The sequence below is a fragment of the Shewanella sp. YLB-07 genome (assembly GCF_009377275.1).
The window spans coordinates 84,042-101,863 of record NZ_VOQB01000017.1 but is presented as its reverse complement, the minus strand read 5'-3'; the positions used below and the strand labels follow the sequence as shown (position 1 = coordinate 101,863).

Genomic DNA, 17,822 nt, shown 5'->3' with positions numbered 1-17,822 from the left:
GAGTGCAAATGAACGAACTAGAAGGATCCTGTCCGTCCTCAAACCTAAGAGTTCCGCTTTTGTCATTTTTTATGCGATAATCGATCTCTTTTTTATTCGGCATAGAGAGACAGATGGACAAGATTGAAGTACGTGGCGCCCGCACCCACAATCTAAAAAACATCGACTTAACGATTCCCAGAAACAAGTTGATTGTGATCACCGGCCTTTCAGGCTCAGGAAAATCATCCCTAGCCTTCGACACCTTGTATGCCGAAGGCCAGAGACGCTATGTCGAATCTCTCTCCGCCTATGCGCGCCAATTTTTAAGCCTGATGGAAAAGCCTGATGTCGATCTGATTGAAGGTCTCAGCCCGGCTATCTCAATCGAGCAAAAATCCACATCCCACAACCCCAGATCGACCGTAGGTACCATCACGGAGATCTACGACTATCTGCGATTACTTTTTGCCCGTGTAGGTGAGCCCCGTTGTCCAACTCATGGCCAACCACTCGCCGCACAGACGGTCAGTCAGATGGTCGATAAAGTCATAGAGTTACCCGAAGGCAGCCGCCAAATGCTACTGGCACCTGTGGTCAACAATCGCAAGGGCGAGCATGTCAAACTCCTCGAGAGCCTGGCGGCTCAAGGTTTTATTCGTGCCCGTATCGATGGGGAAGTCTGCGATCTGACCGATCCACCAGAATTAGAGTTACATGTGAAGCACACCATAGAAGTCGTGGTCGACCGCTTCAAGGTACGAGACGATATTAAGCAGCGCCTGGCCGAGTCATTCGAAACCACACTCGAGCTATCCGGTGGTATTGCGACTGTCGCCTCTATGGACAATGACAAACAAGACCAAACAGAAGATCTCTTGTTTTCTGCCAACTTTGCCTGCCCACACTGTGGTTATTCCATGGCCGAATTGGAGCCAAGAATATTCTCCTTCAATAACCCGGCTGGCGCCTGTGGTACCTGTGATGGTCTGGGTGTGCAGCAGTTTTTCGATGCAGACCGCGTGATATTGAATTCCGAATTGTCTCTCGCTGGCGGCGCGATTCGTGGCTGGGATAGACGCAACTTCTATTATTTTCAGATGCTCAGTTCATTAGCCGAACACTATAAATTTGACATTGAGAAACCCTACCAGCAACTGACCGATGACGTACGCAAGCTGGTGTTATACGGTTCTGGAAAAGAAAGCATTTCCTTCAAGTACATCAATGATCGAGGGGATGTAGTGGTACGTAACCACCCTTTCGAAGGTATTCTCAACAACATGGATCGTCGTTACCGTGAAACCGAGTCAAACGCCGTCCGTGAAGAGCTAGCTAAGTTCATCAATACTCAGTCCTGTCAAAGCTGTGGTGGATCTCGTCTGCGGGAAGAGGCGAGAAACGTATTTATCAAAGATCTTAACCTGCCAGTACTGACCGAATGGTCTATCGGGGAGGCGATGGACTACTTCAGCAGTCTAGAGCTACCGGGGCAAAAGGGTCAGATAGCAGAGAAGATCCTCAAGGAAGTGCGAGACAGACTCGGCTTCCTAGTCAATGTGGGACTCAATTATCTGAGTCTATCCCGTTCGGCGGAGACATTATCCGGCGGAGAGGCCCAAAGGATCAGGCTCGCCAGCCAGATTGGCGCTGGTCTGGTCGGTGTCATGTATGTACTCGACGAACCCTCTATTGGTCTACATCAGAGAGATAATGAACGCTTACTGCAAACCTTGGTTCACCTAAGAGACTTAGGCAACACGGTAATCGTCGTCGAACACGACGAAGATGCGATCAAGATGGCCGATCACGTTATCGATATCGGCCCCGGAGCCGGGATTCATGGCGGCGAGGTGATTTGTGATGGCACCCTGCAAGATATTCTCGACTGTGAGGCTTCGATCACCGGCCAATATCTGTCTGGCGCTAAACAGATCCATATCACTGAAGAACGCGTTGCTTACGACGCAAATAAAGTGATTGAGCTATTCGGGGCCAGCGGTAACAACCTTCAGGATGTAGATTTAACCATTCCCGTAGGCCTGTTCACCTGTGTCACCGGCGTATCAGGTTCTGGTAAGTCGACACTGATAAACGACACTTTCTATAAGATAGCCCATAGACAGCTCAATGGTGCCACTGTTGATGAGCCCTCCCCTTATAAGAGTATCGAGGGCATGGATCACTGCGATAAGGTGGTCGATATCGATCAGAGCCCTATCGGCCGAACACCCAGATCTAATCCAGCCACCTATACTGGTATTTTCACCCCTATACGTGAGCTGTTTTCCGCGACCCAAGAATCTCGCACACGAGGCTATAAACCGGGGCGTTTCTCTTTCAACGTCAAAGGCGGCCGCTGTGAAGCCTGTCAGGGCGATGGTCTGATTAAAGTTGAGATGCATTTCCTACCGGATGTTTATGTCCCTTGTGACAACTGTAAGAGCCAGCGATATAACCGTGAAACCTTAGAGGTAAAATACAAGGGTAAAAACATTCACGAAGTCTTATCTATGACTGTCGAGGAGGCACGAGGTTTCTTCGATGCCGTGCCAGCCATCTCTCGAAAACTGCAGATGTTGATGGAAGTCGGTCTCTCTTACATTGGCTTAGGTCAGAGTGCGACGACGTTATCAGGCGGTGAAGCCCAGCGCGTCAAGCTTGCCAAGGAGCTATCGAAAAGAGACACGGGTAAGACCCTGTATATTCTCGATGAGCCGACAACCGGACTGCACTTCGCAGATATCCAGTTACTTCTGGACGTCTTGCATAGACTAAAATCCCATGGCAATACCATAGTGGTGATAGAGCACAACTTGGACGTCATCAAGACTGCCGACTGGATCATCGACTTAGGACCCGAAGGCGGCGCCGGAGGTGGAACTATTTTGGTGGCAGGTACTCCAGAAGAGGTCGCCCAACATACTGAGTCCCATACGGCACGTTTTCTTAAGCCTCTAATTCAATGATACAAGGCGTGAATAATACCCGTATTTAGATAAATGCCGGCCCGAGTCGATATGGCTTGGGCCTCTAATTAACTAAACTCAATTCTAGGTTCACTGCATTATCCAATTGCAAAGATAAACCTAGTGTATCTCTGCTTAAATAGGGTTAAGTTAGATCAAACAACTGCAGCATAAAAAGGAACGGGATGGATCCAACTCCTCATAGACTTAATGGCCTAACCAGTGCCAAGCTGAAATTTCAGCAATTAGCTATGCTCGTCACTCTGCTGTTAACTAGCCAGCTCATCTCCGGCTGTACTCACTCACACTTTTCCTATGCCTCATGCAAAACTCAGCTTGCTGTAGAATGGGCCAACACAGACCAGCTTCACGCCGATATCGCCAAGCTCACCTCCCCGGAATTTGAGGGAAGAAAAACCGGCACCTTAGGGGCCGAGTTAACCAGACACTATATCGCCAACCGATATAGTGAAATAGGGCTGACCCCTTGGAAAGATGAATATTCAGTCCCATTTACATACCAATATAACTTCGGTGAGCGCCAGGGGGTCAATATGGTCGGCGTCATCTATGCCGCCGAGCCCACAGACAAATGGCGGGTCATTCTGGCTCATTACGATCACTTAGGTAAAAAAGGACATAAAATTTACCCGGGAGCAGACGATAACGCCTCAGGTATAGCCGCTCTTTTACAAGTAGCCAGTCAAGTCGCCAAACATAATCGGAAAAATTCAGCCCCTCTTCCAGACCCATCACAAGAACAACCCCAAGAAACGCCGAAATTATTACAAGTGGCTAGCCAAGTCGCCAAACATAATCGGAAAAATTCAGCCCCTCTTCCAGACCCACGCCAAGAGCAGTCGCAAGAGTCATCACGAGCGTCAGTCAACATCTTATTTGTCGCAACAGATGCTGAAGAACCAGGCCTCTTTGGTGGCTATGCCTTAGTCGAACAACTCAAACAGCTAAGTGCCATCCCACAAATAAAGCAGATAGAGTTAGCCATCAACATGGATATGGTTGGCCGTCCCGGTCGCCCCTCTGTTATCTATCTCGAAGGCCGGCGGGGTTTTACCCATTTTGATGAGATAAAGCAGACTTTGACCGACACCACAGGCCTGTGTATCAAAGCCAAACACCCCCGTCCCCTGGGTAGGAGTGTCCAGAAAGTAGACTGGCTGAGGGCCTCTGATCACTATCCTCTGTATAAGGCCGGGATCCCCTGGCTCTACTTTGGAGTCCCGCCGCACAATGATTATCACGGCAGTAGTGATACAATAGAAAAAATAGATCTTAAATTTCTGGCTGCTGTAAGCGAATCGGCCTATCAACTGCTGATTATCGACAGTTTAACGTTAGAATAAACATGAAAATCACTAATAGAAATTAAATTATCCACTCGCTAACTCATTAATTGGCTTAATATTTGCTAGGAAACTATCGATTATACGGGCTAAAACACCATCTTTAATTGGTAATACCAATTGCACCCTGCTATAATGTTCGGCTTACTGATACGTTATTCGGTGCGGGAAGTCGACACGGGGTTGATTTTCTGTCTATAAACCTAAGTGCTTTACGAGCACTCTGCTATTCCACAAGGTTACAACCCATGTCATCCAATGAACAAACTTTCCGCGAGCTCGGTCTTTCCGAGCCTCTTTTGCGTGCTCTTGACGACCTTGGCTATGAAAAGCCAACCCCGATTCAAGCCGCAAGTATCGACCCTCTTATGGCCGGTAAAGACATACTAGGTCAGGCGCAGACTGGTACAGGTAAAACAGGTGCTTTCGCACTACCACTACTGAACAACATAGACCCTTCTATTAATGCTCCGCAAATTTTAGTCTTGGCGCCGACTCGTGAACTTGCAGTGCAAGTTGCCGAAGCGTTCGCTAGCTATGCTAAATTTGTGAAAGGCTTACATGTACTGCCTATTTACGGTGGTCAGAGCATGCATCAGCAGCTGAATGCCCTAAGACGTGGCCCTCAGGTCATCGTTGGTACGCCTGGTCGTGTAATGGACCACATGCGTCGTGGTACTCTTAAGCTAGATTCACTAAAAGCTATGGTGCTCGACGAAGCCGATGAGATGCTAAAAATGGGCTTCATCGACGATATCGAATGGATCCTTGAGCATACACCTAAGCAACGTCAGCTTGCTCTTTTCTCTGCGACCATGCCAGAGCAAATTAAGCGTGTTGCTAATAAATATTTGACCGACCCCGTTCACGTTAAGATTGCAGCTACCACTGCTACAGTCGAAACTATTGAGCAGCGTTTTGTGCAAGTTTCACAACACAACAAACTTGAAGCACTGGTACGTGTTTTAGAAGTTGAGAAGACCGAAGGTATTATCATCTTCGTTCGTACTCGTAACAGTTGTGTTGAACTGGCTGAAAAATTAGAAGCCCGCGGTTACGCATCATCACCTCTACATGGTGATATGAACCAACAAGCACGTGAGCGTGCAATTGATCAGCTTAAACGCGGCAAGTTAGACATCATTATTGCAACAGACGTCGCAGCTCGTGGCCTGGATGTTGAGCGTATCGGACACGTAGTTAACTACGATATCCCATATGATACTGAAGCTTACGTTCACCGTATTGGTCGTACCGGTCGTGCAGGCCGTACAGGTATGGCAATTCTTTTCGTTACACACAGAGAAATGCGTATGCTACGCACTATCGAGCGTGCAACTAAGAGCCGCATCTCTCCGATGGATGTCCCAAGCCCAGAGACAGTAACTGAACGTCGTCTATCTCGTCTAGGTGAGCAAGTTGCCGAGGTTATCGCTAAAGACTCTTTAGACTTCATGAAGGGTGCAGTAGCAAAGCTATGTCAAGAGCTAGAAGTCGATACAGATCTTCTTGCCGCCGCTCTGCTTCAGCAAGTACAGAAAGACCGTCCTCTACAGTTACCATCGATTCACGAACGTCAACGTGATAGCCGTGATGATCGTAACTCACGTGACCGCAATGACCGTAATCCTCGCGATCGTGGTGAGCGCAGTGAGCGTCCACGTCGTGATTCACGCCCAACTCCTAGCAACTTAGGTACGGCTGACTCACTTAAAGACAATCCAGACGTTAAGATGTGTCGTTACATCATAGACGTTGGCCGTGACAATGGCGTTGGTGTCGGTAACATTGTAGGTGCAGTAGCTAATGAAGCTAACATCGACAGCCGTTACATAGGTCAAATTCAATTATTCGATCAAATAACAGCCATCGATCTTCCAGCCGGAATGCCAGCAGATGTACTACAACACCTTAGGAAAGTGCGTGTTTGTGGTAGACCTCTAAACATCCGTGAAGCTGAAGGTGCAGAGCTTCCTTCAGAAGGAGATAGCCGTCCACCACGTCGCCCACGTAGATCTTCTAGCGATCGTCGCCCATCAACCGGTGACAGAAAGCCACATCGTAAAGGTAGCGCTCCTAAAGAGAGCTAATTTAAGATGATCTCACTAGCTCATACAGGCTAAGTGAATATATCAATGAAAAGGAGCCTTTGGCTCCTTTTTTTATGGCTAACTTTGTTATTTTTGGCTAGCAAAATGAAGCTACCAAGTGCTCATACTTAAAAGCATAGGTTTGATCTGAGTATCGAAAAAAACGACAAGGTAGAGTATGAGTAATAATGTTAATGACACCAGACAACGTCTTCTGGACTCCTGTCCATTGCGGTTAAGTAAGCTTGGAAAGAGTAGAAAATTAAACGGGTTAAACAGGTTCTGGTAACAGATGATCCCAATGTCACTCTTTCTCCCCCCCTTTACCATACGGTAGAAGTAAAAGCCAAAACGACACATTAAAACGGGAATGCTAACAAACATAGCTAAAGAGAATGCTAGTTCTATGCCAGATATTTGAATCTCAATTTGCGTTAAGTGCGCTAAATTGCCAGTGAGTGAAAAAACAAAACCTATGGTCACAACCAGGGAAAAAAGTAAAAAAAGTAAGCTATAACCAAGTAACCGATACCAATCGATTCTGACGTTTCGCATATGAACACCTCAAGCTAGCAATAACCTTGTCCATAAGAGAGATCCTGCACAGCACTACACTAGTTATAATTTAGTACAATTTCACCAATCCAACATTGCCGCAAACACTTTTTCAAAAGCGCACTCACTTGAACTTAGTTAGAGTTCCACCTAGATGTTATTTTTCCTCTGCCAGTAATGCTTCAACATGCTTAGCGATCGCCAGACTGGCGGTGAGCCCTGGCGACTCTATACCAAACAGGTTAATTAGCCCCTCTATCCCGTGTACTTTGCTACCATCTATGCGGAAGTCTTCAAAACTATCTTTAGGCCCCTGAAGCTTAGGCCGTATTCCCGAATAACTAGGCTGAAGCTTATTCGCATCTATGCCAGGAAAATAACGCCTTATCGCCTCTAGGAACTTAGGTTTCAAGTTTGAGTCTATGCTGTAGTCAGGTATTGTCGAGCGAGAGATGTACTGGGTATCGGGACCAAACTTCAGTTGCCCGCCCATATCTACAGTCGCGTGGATCCCAAGCCCGGTAATATTTGTCTCAGGAACTGGATAAACAAGCCTTGAAAATGGACTCTTGCCACTATAAGAAAAATAATGGCCTTTACACCAATGGAGCTCTGGAATACAGCCATTCCCTACTCCATCTATGTTTTGAGCGACATCAGTAGAGTACAAGCCAGCACTATTGATAAGGTAGCGACTCTGCAGTGACATAACGTCACCATCAATATCCAAGCTTAGATTAAAGCCCTTATCTGTGGGCTCAGCCCATCTAAACTGAGTATTAGCCGCGAATGAGGCTCCATTGGACTCAGCCTCTGCCAACAGACTCTGCATGTAACTGTGACTATCTATGATACCTGTCGATGGAGAGAGGAGCCCGGCTGATGCCTTTAACTCAGATGAAAATCGATGCAAGTCTCGATGAGATTGCCACATAAGATCTCCAACACCATTGTTCCTAGCCCTAAGCTGCAAGTCTGCTAAATATGCTTGCTGATCCGCATTCTGGGCCACTATGAGTTTACCTAGGGGCTTAAATGGGATTGTTCTTTTTTGGCAAAATTCATAAAGTGCCAGCTTTCCCTCGAAACACAAGTTAGCCTTTAAACTCTGCTCCGGGTAATAAATACCAGCGTGGATCACCTCACTGTTACGGCTACTGGTCTCTTCACCGAATCCCTGGTGCTTATCTATGATCAGGACATTGGAGAGCTTACAGCTTAACCTCGCCGCTATCGCCAGACCTACCACTCCGGCGCCTACGACGACAGCATCAACTTTTTCCATTTCAAGTCTCTAAGTTTTTGTCGAGTATGCAAGCCTCATACTATCAAGCATTACTCCCGATTACGTCAATTTACCTTAATACACTATATTGAACATGACCAAACATAATAAAATTAAGGGAAAAGTAGATGCCTAGACTCAGTTTTGGCTGCACGATTAACCATCTACAAAAAAGTATTGCCGAAGTGATTGTAGATTCTGGAATTGAGCTCACCATAGAGATGGTTGAAGAACTAGAGACTTATCTAGATACATACTATCCAGGCTCCTTTGCACTCCTGGTCAACAAGAAAAACCCATATAGCTACACCTACGAGGCTCAATTATGCCTGGCGTCGCTAGAGAAGCAGAAGGCCATCGCAGTCTTATATCATGATTTACACCGGGAACAGATCCCACCTCAATTTGATAAGAGACGTAAGATGGATAACATTAAGATAAAAAGCTTTCCAGCCACACAGTTGGGCACCAAGAAAGCATTAAACTGGCTGGCATCAAGCTTAATCTAGGCTCTTTCTGATCGAGCTCGAATAGATAGATTAGATTAATTTTCATTCACCTACGAACTTCTTCCCTCTCAGACTGCTCTAATACACTGAATTATCGATAAACACTCAAGTTGCCTACATTTTCTTTAGCGATAAATCAAAGACTAGGGTGTTTTCCTAATGTAAATGTAACCGCTCATATTTTACAGGCGAAACTATTTTATACTAAGCTTCTATGGCGCTATAAAAGTAATAATACAAGGAAGAAAAACATGCATAAATTTAATTTTGGTTGTTCGGTCGAACTGTTAACTAACAATATTGCTCAAGTAACCATTGAGCCTGGCGTTGAGATCACTCTAGAGATGTTAGGGGAATTTGATGAATACATGAGTCAAATTTTTAATCATGACTATGCCTTACTGGTCAATAAGCAACACAAATACAGCTATTCATTCGAAGCTCAACTTTGCATGGCATCACAAGAAAAGTTAAAGGCAACGGCCGTTGTTTTCTACGATGAAAATGAAGCGACACTCCCGCCAGAATTCAGCCAGAGACGCCTGGTCGACGAGTTGAATATACGCCTCTTCTCAGGCATCAACGACGGTAATAAAACCGCCATCAACTGGTTAGAAGAACAGTTATCGACAGAGAAACAATTGGAGTTGTCTTCATAACCTGGCTTGTCATCTTGAACGATTAGGGAGATACAGTAGTTTGATAAGACGAGGGAATATTTTCAGCACACCATCACAAAAATAATGTTCACGCCAATACCTGACAGCGACAAGATATCTAGACTATCGCTGCTCAACATGTCAGGCCACAGACCTAAACTGACAATGAGTGCCGTACTGCTAAAGTTGAAAGTTGGCGTTAGCGCTAACATGGCACTCTCTTGGGCCCTTGCATCTACTCATCGAAACAACCAAGCTGTAATCCAGTGCCATATACTTAATCGAATAGACGAAAGATAGGTAATTGAGCACAAGAAACAGACTCAAACCTGTTGATATTTTTCCACCAACTGATTAGCGACATGACAAACACTCTCCATCAGTGCCAGCCTGACAGGAGTGGGATTTTTGATTTAAATGACCATAGAGTTAAAGGGAAACAAATAGGTTGATTCAACTCTTTAATATGCAATCGAACCAAAGAACCCGCAATGAGCTCGTCATGAACCAAACCTTTGGGTAATAAAGCCCAACCTTCATGAATTTCAAGCAAGGCTTTTAGTACACTCATATTTTCTATCCTTTGATAATGAGGCGATAGAACCACCGAGGTTTGCATATCTGCGGTGATACAATCTTCGGGGACTAGCTGCCTAACTCCTCTCAAGTGTGTAATACCCACTTTTTCAGCCTCAGAAGCTGTCACCAACCGGTGCCCAGCCCCTACCACAGGAATAAAGTGTAAGTTCGCTAAATGAATATATTGCATCCGGCTTATGGCCTTCCCCTTAAAGGCCATACCTAAACCTAAGTCAGCCTCACCAGCTTCTAACTCTGCAATGATCTCTTCCCTGCTTCGATGTAGCCAATGAATGTTGGTATCGGGAAATTGTGCACGAATCGCTTGAACACTTAAAGTTATCAACTCCTTTGGAATTAAATCACAATGCACAATAGTTAATTCACTCTCAATACCTTTACCTATGCTGGCACTCAATGACTCAAAAGAGGAGGTGTACTCAGCTAAGTTTTTAGCGTGCGCTAATAAAGCACGACCATCACGGGTCAACACAGGAAATTTAGCCGAACGATCGAAAAGTCCATAGCCCAAATCAATCTCTAAATTGGCGATCACTTGGCTGAGCGTCGACCTATCTCGGCCTAAAGCTCTTGCCGCGGCGCTAAAGGAACCTGTTTCAGCCACAGTGACAAAACTGGTGGAAAATATAAAACCAAGTACACAATTGCGGGCATATTCTCATATGGAGGCTTAGTCCATGACGTCGTTAATAGCGAAGGCATGCGAGCAAGTGTTCTATATTACGGTCCTATGACCATGGGAGAAAGAGCTCAGGGCAGCGTGTCTCGACTGACTTACGGTGAGTACTTGGCAACTAATTTTGCCAATGTAAAAGAGGTGCTGGCTAATATTGAGCAGATAAAATCCACCTTAGTTGAGCTTCCAGGACTTCCCATATCACCTAAGTTCCACTGGACTGTGACTGATAAATCTGGCGATCGCGCGATTATCGAATTAGATCCTGAAGGGGTGAAGGTCTACACGGGTGAAGAAGCTCAGGTCATGACCAACCTAGCGTAAAAGCGCACATTGATAACTGGAACAAGGCCTGGTCCAAACAAGCGCTAGCGAGATCCGATGGCAAAAGCATCTTAGGTGGGAAAGGTCATGTCAGCCCAGAGCAAAGATACCTACATGCCCGCTATTATTTATCACATTTAACCGAACCTAAAAGCACCATCAATGGCTTAATGAAGTTACAGGCCACTATCGTTAAGGTGCCCCATGACGCCCCAAACAGAATTGTCGATGGCAAGATGACTGAGTACGCCACCGAGTGGACAATAAGTCAGAGTCTGGAGACAGGAACCACTTTTCTGGAATATACATGGGGCAATGTATTTACCAAGTTTAACGTTAATTTTTACACACTTATAGAGAATGGCAAACCTGTTAGCCTCAAGCTAGATGATCCAAGTCTAGCCGGCGATATCACCCAGAAGATTATCGATTTAAGTAACAGATAAACAGTAATGACCATGTCAGGCCTGCTTATATACTAATAATGAGTTTAAGTTAGCCTGACGACTTAATACCTATACGAGCGTGACTACAAGCCTTGTAGTGACCACTGCGTCCTATAAAAAGCTGTATATTGGGTAAGATTTTAGGCTGTATTTGTATTGCTCCCAGATTAAAATCTCAATAAATATAACAATTGATGAGGTAACTCTACCCCATCAACAATCACTAGCTCTTCTACTGTGGACCTTTCTACAAAAGCTGAAAATGCACTTATCATGGTAGGTGGAAATTGAGTAGTGTAAATCGACATGGCACTAATACGCTGTCTTGCATAAGGTGATACATCGACTAGAATGCTGATTTCACTGTCATCGACAGGAACAGTTACGCGATAATCTAAGCCAAACTTTTCAGCCGAACGACTCAGAATATCGGCTCGGGTATCAGACAGCGCAAAATAGATAGAGTTCTCATTAAACTCCCCTGTAATCAGCCTATTCACTGTTTTATGATCTCGGTTATCTGTGATCCCTCCTCGAATAAATGACATTACCGCAATGGGATCTATTTGGGTAACAATAAACTCAAATGTTGCAATAAGCTGATGATGAAAATTCGTGAGTTTCCCGTCAGGAAAACGCAAAAATATGGGCGGTTCCAGACCTAAAATAGATGAAGCTGCTATCGCTTCTTGTTCCCGTACCCTAGCAAGATCAGCACCCGATAACCCTTGGCCTGAATGGTCGCTACCAGCATCACCAGAAGTTGCGTATACAGGAAACACTCTTACGCCGCAATCGGCTAATTTTGCCAAGGTGCCGGATACCCAAGTTTCATCATCGGGATGGGCGAGTAATATTATAACTGATGGTGTATCCATGCCATTTATCTCTTGAGTCGACTGACAGGAGCAAACTAACGCAAAGAAAAGCATAATTGCGCATCTCATCTTCATCAATTTGATGATACACACACGCATATGTCTCATTTTGTCACCTCAAACCGCCGTAACAGAGTAAAGATCGGCTTACGTTTATTTAAACTTCTATGATTATATTTGCAAAAACAAACTATACAGATGTGTACCTTTATGTATCATCTAAGTATAGCGAATCAACCTTGAGACACTAGTGATCTACTTTAATAACTTATACCAGCCTCATTAAATATCTGCTCGATTCAGAGCCACTCAGACTTTTCAATTCAAGGCGCATTGATGTAGAAATGGTTATTCCCTTTTAAGTCAGTGCAACAAAGAAGTGGAACGCCTGAGAGGCTCACGTAGTGCGGGTTTAAAAACACTTTATGCTGCGTTACATGTTCTCGATATAGAATCACTATCTGATATCAGCAGCTGAATATTGATAACGAACAATCACTAATCTAAGCGTTTGATGCCTAAGGTGACTTCTTGATTTAATTTCTCTATGCAGGCTTCACAGATGCAGGAGTTAGAGGATGGCATTGCACCTCGCAATACATCTTTTGGCGGAAAAGAGGCTCGATTACACCAGCAATTTTCTATCGCTCCCCCTGACTCTACAGCACAAGAGTTGCTTCGTTGACAGAGAGGGCAAAGGCTCTGTTCAACGACAGCCTTATTCATCTAAATATACTTTCATTATATTAGAAGCCTTATCCGCAGGATGGTTAATGCCATCATATAGTGTCACACCTTCCTGCAATAGCTTTTGAAGTTGAAAAGGGTTATCCCCCTCTAAGCAAGCCACATTGAAGGCATACAAGTGAGGATTGGAACGTCTCTGGTGATGGGTGTAGATCCCACATTTGGAGCAGAAAAAGTGTTTCGCACTACGAGTGTTGAATTGATAAAGACTCAATACTTCTTGGCCCTTCACGACCTCAAGATCAGATAAAGGCACAGAAGCAACAATCGACCCACGCCGTCTACACATGGAGCAATCACATCTACGAGGGTCGACTAAACCTTCGGGTAAATTTATCTTAAGCTCGACAGCACCACAGTGACAGCTCGCCTTAAATTGATTTATAGCCTGCATCATTCCTCACCTGCTTCCCCATCAAACCTTGTGTATCAACGAAGATTTTATAACCCAAGCGAACCTTATCGCCAAATACCCCCTCCGGGGTAGAGGCTAAACTTCTTGGTTTCAGATACTCATAGGCACAGAGGTAAGCTCAGCCTGCTTGTCTTGCAACTCCGTTGCCTAAGCAATGGAGACATAAGAGAATAGGACAGCAAATATGACTGTTAGCCAGGCCGAGACCACTAAAGCTTTTTTCAAAAAATTCATGAACAACTCCCTATTTGAATGTGGCAAAGTATTACGATAGGGCATCGATTTCGCTTGCAGTAAGCTTGCCCGCTATATGGCCCATAACTCCATCGATATCCCCTTTCTGAACCTGTTCGCTGGGCCGATGCAGGCATTGCCTCTCCCTCCGTCATGGCACCAACAATCACTTGCCTACTTAACAATAACGAGATGGTTAAGGTACACATGTTAACCCCCAAATTAATTGTTTTTATCGTAGAGGTACGATTGAACTTGATACAAATCCCATTCAATAGCTATCCATGCAATTGCTCTGAGTCAATCCAGTACAAAAATGCCCTATCACAAGACAGGGCACCCAAATTCTAACTCTCACAGCCTCACAGCCTCACAGCCTCACAGCACAAGATAAAATCTATTTCCCAGGGCGCACACCTAAGGTATGGCAGATTGCATATGTCAGTTCGGCACGATTAAGGGTATAAAAATGGAAGTCTTTAACACCTTCACGAGACAAGACCTTAACCATGTCGATGGCCACGTTAGCACCTACCATCTGACGGGTCGCGGGATCGTCATCTAAGCCTTCAAACTGCTTATGTAACCAACCGGGAATAGAGACGTTAGTCATACCAGCGAAACGTTTAAGCTGTTTAAAGTTAGTCACAGGCAGTATGCCAGGAATGATTTCAGCATCGATACCGGCGGCGACACAACGATCACGGAATCTGAGGTAGGACTCGACATCGAAGAAAAACTGAGTGATGGCGCGATTGGCCCCGGCATCTATCTTCTTCTTAAGATTGATTAAATCGGCCTGAGCATTAGTTGCATCCGGGTGAACTTCAGGATAAGCCGCCACCGAGATATCGAAATCGGCAACAGAGCGCAATAGACGCACCAAGTCATTAGCAAAACGGGTCGGCTTAGGGCTGCCATCGGGAAGATCCCCACGTAGCGCGACTATGTCTCTGATACCTGAGTTCCAATAATGTTTAGCAAGCTCTATAAGCTCCTCATCGCTGGCATCGACTAAGGTCAAATGAGGCGCGGCAACGAGATCCGTCTCTCTCTGAATACGCTCAATTACCCCATGTGTGCGATCACGAACACCTGAGTTCGCACCGTAAGTCACAGAAACAAACTTAGGTTTTAATGGCTCTAGACGACGAATAGAATTCCAGAGAATTTTTTCCATCTCTGGTGATGCAGGAGGGAAAAATTCGAAAGAAACGTTAATATCACCGTTAAGCTCAGCCAAGCTCTGATTTAGTGATGTTGAATGTTGTGCGTGATGAAAACCCATTCCTATTCCCTCTACTGCTTTACTTAACCATAAAATAAAAAAACCATCTAGACGTTTGGACGTCTAGATATCCATATTAGTGAAACTGAGTTTGAAGTCAATAGTAAATAGAGTACTAAATGCAAATTAAAGATCAGGTATGAGAGACGAGGGCGCGACCTTGTCACTAGAGAGCGGCAGGGAAATGCCTCAGAGAAGGGGTTTTCCCCTGTTAGGACGCAGCAAAGCTGCTACGAGAACGTGACTTCGTCACTGCTAGGACGGCCTGTGGCCTTTGAGAGCGCGGCAAGCCGCTGCGAGAAAAAGCTGTTGATCTTCTCTAGCAGCCAACTTGGTGGCGTACTCGAAGCGCATCGGCCTCGAAGTGAGCTTGCGAACGCTCTCGTAGTGCAGCGCTCTTCTTTACGATACCTATTCTTGCACTAAATCCCGACAGATCTGCGCCAGATCAGACTGCACAGCTGCAGCCGTTACTTCGCGGCCGGCACCAGGGCCTCTGATGATCAAAGGATTATCTTGATAGAAAGCACTGCGTATAACAAAAACATTATCGCCAGGAGTTAGATTGGCATAGGCATGTTGAGTATCGACCCACTCCATGCCAACTGCGGCCTTAAGCTGACCATCGACAACATCGAGTCCGGCAACATATCTCAAGACCTTACTTTGCTCAGCCGCAGCCTGGAACTGCTGTAGCATCTCATGGTCTAGCTCGTCGATACGTGCTAAAAACTGCTCCAAAGGAATATCGGCTAAATCAGCAGGTACCAATGAATGAAGCTCAATATCTTCAAGTTCAATCTCATGACCAATCTCACGGGCCAAGATCAACAATTTTCGCTGCATGTCTCGACCTGACAGATCATCGCGGGGATCCGGCTCGGTAATACCTAATCCTCTGGCCTCCAACACCAGTTCTGAGAACGGTTTCTTAGCGTCATACTTCTCGAATAACCAGCACAGGGTGCCAGAAAAGATGCCACCAACGGCTTCGATACTGTCACCGCTGTTATGCAGATCGTTCAATGCATGCTGTACGGGTAAACCCGCACCACAACTGGCGTTGTAGCGCCAAAACAGTCTGCGATTCCCCAGCTGTAGCTTTAGCTCTCGATAGAAAGCTAAGGGGCCTGAACCCGCCAGTTTGTTAGCGCTAACCACATGAATACCTCGTGAGAAGAACTCAGGATATTGCAAAGTTAAGTTGGCGCTAGCGCTGATATCTAAGGCGATGAGTTCGTCACATTCGAGCGCTTGCAGCTGCTCAAACATATGATCATAGAGCCAAGGGGTGGCTTGTTGCTCAAAAGCCTGTTTCCAGGAATCGAGATCTATCCCTTCCTCTTTTAACAAGGCTTTCTTAGAACTGAGTAATCCCACCAGCTCCACGCTAGCCTCTAACTCTTTATTGAGTGCGACTCGAGCACGACTGAATAGATCCACCCAAGTCTCACCAATATTTCCCACTCCAAGCAGGAGCACACCGATGCGCTTACGCGGGCCGGCACAGCGACGATGCACTTTTTGAGTCAGCAAGTTAACTTGTGATGTCGGCACTAAGGTCACCAGACTCAAGCCATCTTTAAACAGCGGCCTTGCATCCCGGCTCAACAGGCGAGCGAAGCCACGGCGGTAAAGCCCAGCATCGGCGCTGACCAAGGCGACTAAGCCTAGATCTTCTCGAAGATGTATCTCAGAGATGGCCAAGCCATCTATCTCCAATATGGATTGAACTTGTTTCTGATTCTCGTGAGTAAAGGCGAGCTCGACTCGATTATGAGCCAACTTCCAATGGGCTAACGGAATTAAACCAGCACTTTCCAATAACTCAGCCAAATGAGCAATATCGCTACTTATCCTGAAGCTAAACAGGGAAACACTGGACAGATTCGTCACCACTGGCGCACTGGCTTGAGAGCTCTTAGGTGCGATCAGAGTGAAATCGGTATGAGACGCATAACTAGATCGAACAGCCAGACTCACTTGAGTATCGAATAAGGGCTGTAGGGAACGGTTATGCAGCACAGGTGAACCCAGATGCGCTAAACGGTTAGCCTCATCTAACGACAGGCTCTTAAGTAACTTGGCATCGTTAATCTTATTTGGATCTGCGTTGAACACACCTTCCACATCAGTCCAGATGGTGACACGTTCAATATCGGCTAAGCTGGCAATCAAGGTCGCACTATAATCTGAGCCGTTACGGCCAAGTAACAAGGTTTCTCCACGGCTGTTAGCACAGATAAAACCCGTGATAATTAATCTTTCGCTGGTATGCTCATCCAGAGCTTTCTGAACACGTGCTCGTGACTCATCGAGTCTGATCTGCGGCACGCCTCCTTCATCGGCTAATAGCAAGCTTCTGGAATCGATATCCAATGCAGCAACACCCGACTCTCTGAGTAATGCAGCCAGAAGACGAGCAGACCAACGCTCACCGAAACTCACCACTTCACTTCTTTTATATTCGTTTAACGCCTCTAGAGAAAATAGGCTAATGAGCTGATACTTGTCGATAGACAAGCGTTCTCTCAGGCTTCTGGCCTGCTCGTTAGAAAGTAGCTGCTCAATTAGATTCTGTTGAAAGCTGATCAACACCTGCAGCTCTTCCTGCCATAGCTGACCTGTGTCTTTGAGTTCCAGCAGTTTATAAAGAAAGTTGGTGCTCTTACCTGCGGCCGATACCACGACGAGATCGTCGCTGTTGCCGTGAGTGAGAAGGATATGAGCAACACGGCGGTAGCAATCTGCATCCGCTAAGCTAGAACCACCAAATTTGTGCAAATGACAACGCGCCATCTTTA

15 protein-coding genes and 2 pseudogenes are annotated in these 17,822 nt (G+C 45.8%); 7 read left to right on the top strand and 10 right to left on the bottom strand.

What is annotated here, in order from left to right; translation table 11 throughout:
- Nucleotides 1-113 precede the first annotated feature (113 nt).
- From uvrA to FS373_RS27170, 3 genes are all read left to right on the top strand, one after another.
- Entirely contained in the window at nt 114-2,948 is a 2,835-nt protein-coding gene (uvrA, locus tag FS373_RS27180; protein WP_152831014.1) for an excinuclease ABC subunit UvrA, read from the top strand.
- A gap of 185 nt (nt 2,949-3,133) precedes the next feature.
- Nucleotides 3,134-4,312, top strand: coding sequence for a M28 family peptidase (locus FS373_RS27175; protein ID WP_416221775.1), 1,179 nt, complete (start codon nt 3,134-3,136; stop codon nt 4,310-4,312).
- Between the two features lie 248 nt (nt 4,313-4,560).
- Nucleotides 4,561-6,402, top strand: coding sequence for a DEAD/DEAH box helicase (locus tag FS373_RS27170; protein WP_152831013.1), 1,842 nt, complete (start codon nt 4,561-4,563; stop codon nt 6,400-6,402).
- Between the two features lie 111 nt (nt 6,403-6,513).
- Here the strand turns inward: FS373_RS27170 and FS373_RS27165 are convergent, their stop codons facing one another.
- A complete protein-coding gene (locus tag FS373_RS27165; protein ID WP_152831012.1) occupies nt 6,514-6,957 on the bottom strand; it encodes a hypothetical protein in 444 nt (147 codons plus the stop codon).
- Between the two features lie 157 nt (nt 6,958-7,114).
- Complete coding sequence (locus FS373_RS27160; protein WP_152831011.1) at nt 7,115-8,242, bottom strand: NAD(P)/FAD-dependent oxidoreductase; 1,128 nt, start codon at nt 8,240-8,242, stop codon at nt 7,115-7,117.
- Nucleotides 8,243-8,370: 128 nt separating this feature from the next.
- On the opposite strand from FS373_RS27160, the gene FS373_RS27155 reads away from it, so the two are divergent.
- Together FS373_RS27155 and FS373_RS27150 are read left to right on the top strand one after the other, a co-directional pair.
- Complete coding sequence (locus FS373_RS27155) at nt 8,371-8,751, top strand: hypothetical protein (protein ID WP_144048106.1); 381 nt, start codon at nt 8,371-8,373, stop codon at nt 8,749-8,751.
- Between the two features lie 251 nt (nt 8,752-9,002).
- Nucleotides 9,003-9,410, top strand: a complete 408-nt coding sequence (locus FS373_RS27150) for a hypothetical protein (RefSeq protein WP_144048107.1) — start codon at nt 9,003-9,005, stop codon at nt 9,408-9,410.
- A 62-nt stretch (nt 9,411-9,472) separates the two neighbouring features.
- On the opposite strand, the gene FS373_RS31715 is transcribed toward FS373_RS27150, so the two are convergent.
- Both FS373_RS31715 and FS373_RS27145 read right to left on the bottom strand, forming a co-directional pair.
- Nucleotides 9,473-9,622 (bottom strand): hypothetical protein, encoded by a 150-nt coding sequence (locus FS373_RS31715; protein ID WP_194165944.1) that lies wholly within the window; start codon nt 9,620-9,622, stop codon nt 9,473-9,475.
- A 167-nt stretch (nt 9,623-9,789) separates the two neighbouring features.
- Entirely contained in the window at nt 9,790-10,614 is an 825-nt protein-coding gene (locus FS373_RS27145) for a LysR family transcriptional regulator (RefSeq protein ID WP_152831010.1), read from the bottom strand.
- 24 nt (nt 10,615-10,638) lie between these two features.
- Here FS373_RS27145 and FS373_RS27140 point away from each other — a divergent pair.
- Nucleotides 10,639-11,010, top strand: a pseudogene (locus FS373_RS27140) (linear amide C-N hydrolase); the annotation flags it as partial.
- Between the two features lie 170 nt (nt 11,011-11,180).
- Nucleotides 11,181-11,456: a hypothetical protein gene (locus FS373_RS27135; protein ID WP_144048110.1), complete on the top strand. Its 276-nt coding sequence runs from the start codon at nt 11,181-11,183 to the stop codon at nt 11,454-11,456.
- A 167-nt stretch (nt 11,457-11,623) separates the two neighbouring features.
- Here the strand turns inward: FS373_RS27135 and FS373_RS27130 are convergent, their stop codons facing one another.
- From FS373_RS27130 to FS373_RS27110, 6 genes and pseudogenes are all read right to left on the bottom strand, one after another.
- Nucleotides 11,624-12,442: a PIG-L deacetylase family protein gene (locus FS373_RS27130; RefSeq protein WP_227993321.1), complete on the bottom strand. Its 819-nt coding sequence runs from the start codon at nt 12,440-12,442 to the stop codon at nt 11,624-11,626.
- A gap of 390 nt (nt 12,443-12,832) precedes the next feature.
- Nucleotides 12,833-13,060 carry a cysteine-rich CWC family protein gene (locus FS373_RS27125; RefSeq protein ID WP_144048111.1) on the bottom strand — a complete coding sequence of 76 codons (228 nt, stop codon included), beginning with the start codon at nt 13,058-13,060 and terminating at the stop codon, nt 12,833-12,835.
- On the bottom strand, nt 13,053-13,478 hold the full coding sequence (locus FS373_RS27120) for a GFA family protein (protein WP_152831008.1): 426 nt from the start codon (nt 13,476-13,478) through the stop codon (nt 13,053-13,055). The genes FS373_RS27125 and FS373_RS27120 overlap by 8 nt, the downstream gene beginning before the upstream one ends.
- A pseudogene (locus FS373_RS32815) lies at nt 13,474-13,593 on the bottom strand (cytochrome C); the annotation flags it as partial. The pseudogene FS373_RS32815 and the gene FS373_RS27120, both read right to left, overlap by 5 nt.
- A 534-nt stretch (nt 13,594-14,127) precedes the next feature.
- Nucleotides 14,128-15,018 carry a methylenetetrahydrofolate reductase gene (gene metF / locus FS373_RS27115; RefSeq protein WP_144048113.1) on the bottom strand — a complete coding sequence of 297 codons (891 nt, stop codon included), beginning with the start codon at nt 15,016-15,018 and terminating at the stop codon, nt 14,128-14,130.
- Nucleotides 15,019-15,429: 411 nt separating this feature from the next.
- Nucleotides 15,430-17,817, bottom strand: a complete 2,388-nt coding sequence (locus tag FS373_RS27110; RefSeq protein WP_152831007.1) for a bifunctional aspartate kinase/homoserine dehydrogenase II — start codon at nt 17,815-17,817, stop codon at nt 15,430-15,432.
- Between the last annotated feature and the right edge of the window lie 5 nt (nt 17,818-17,822).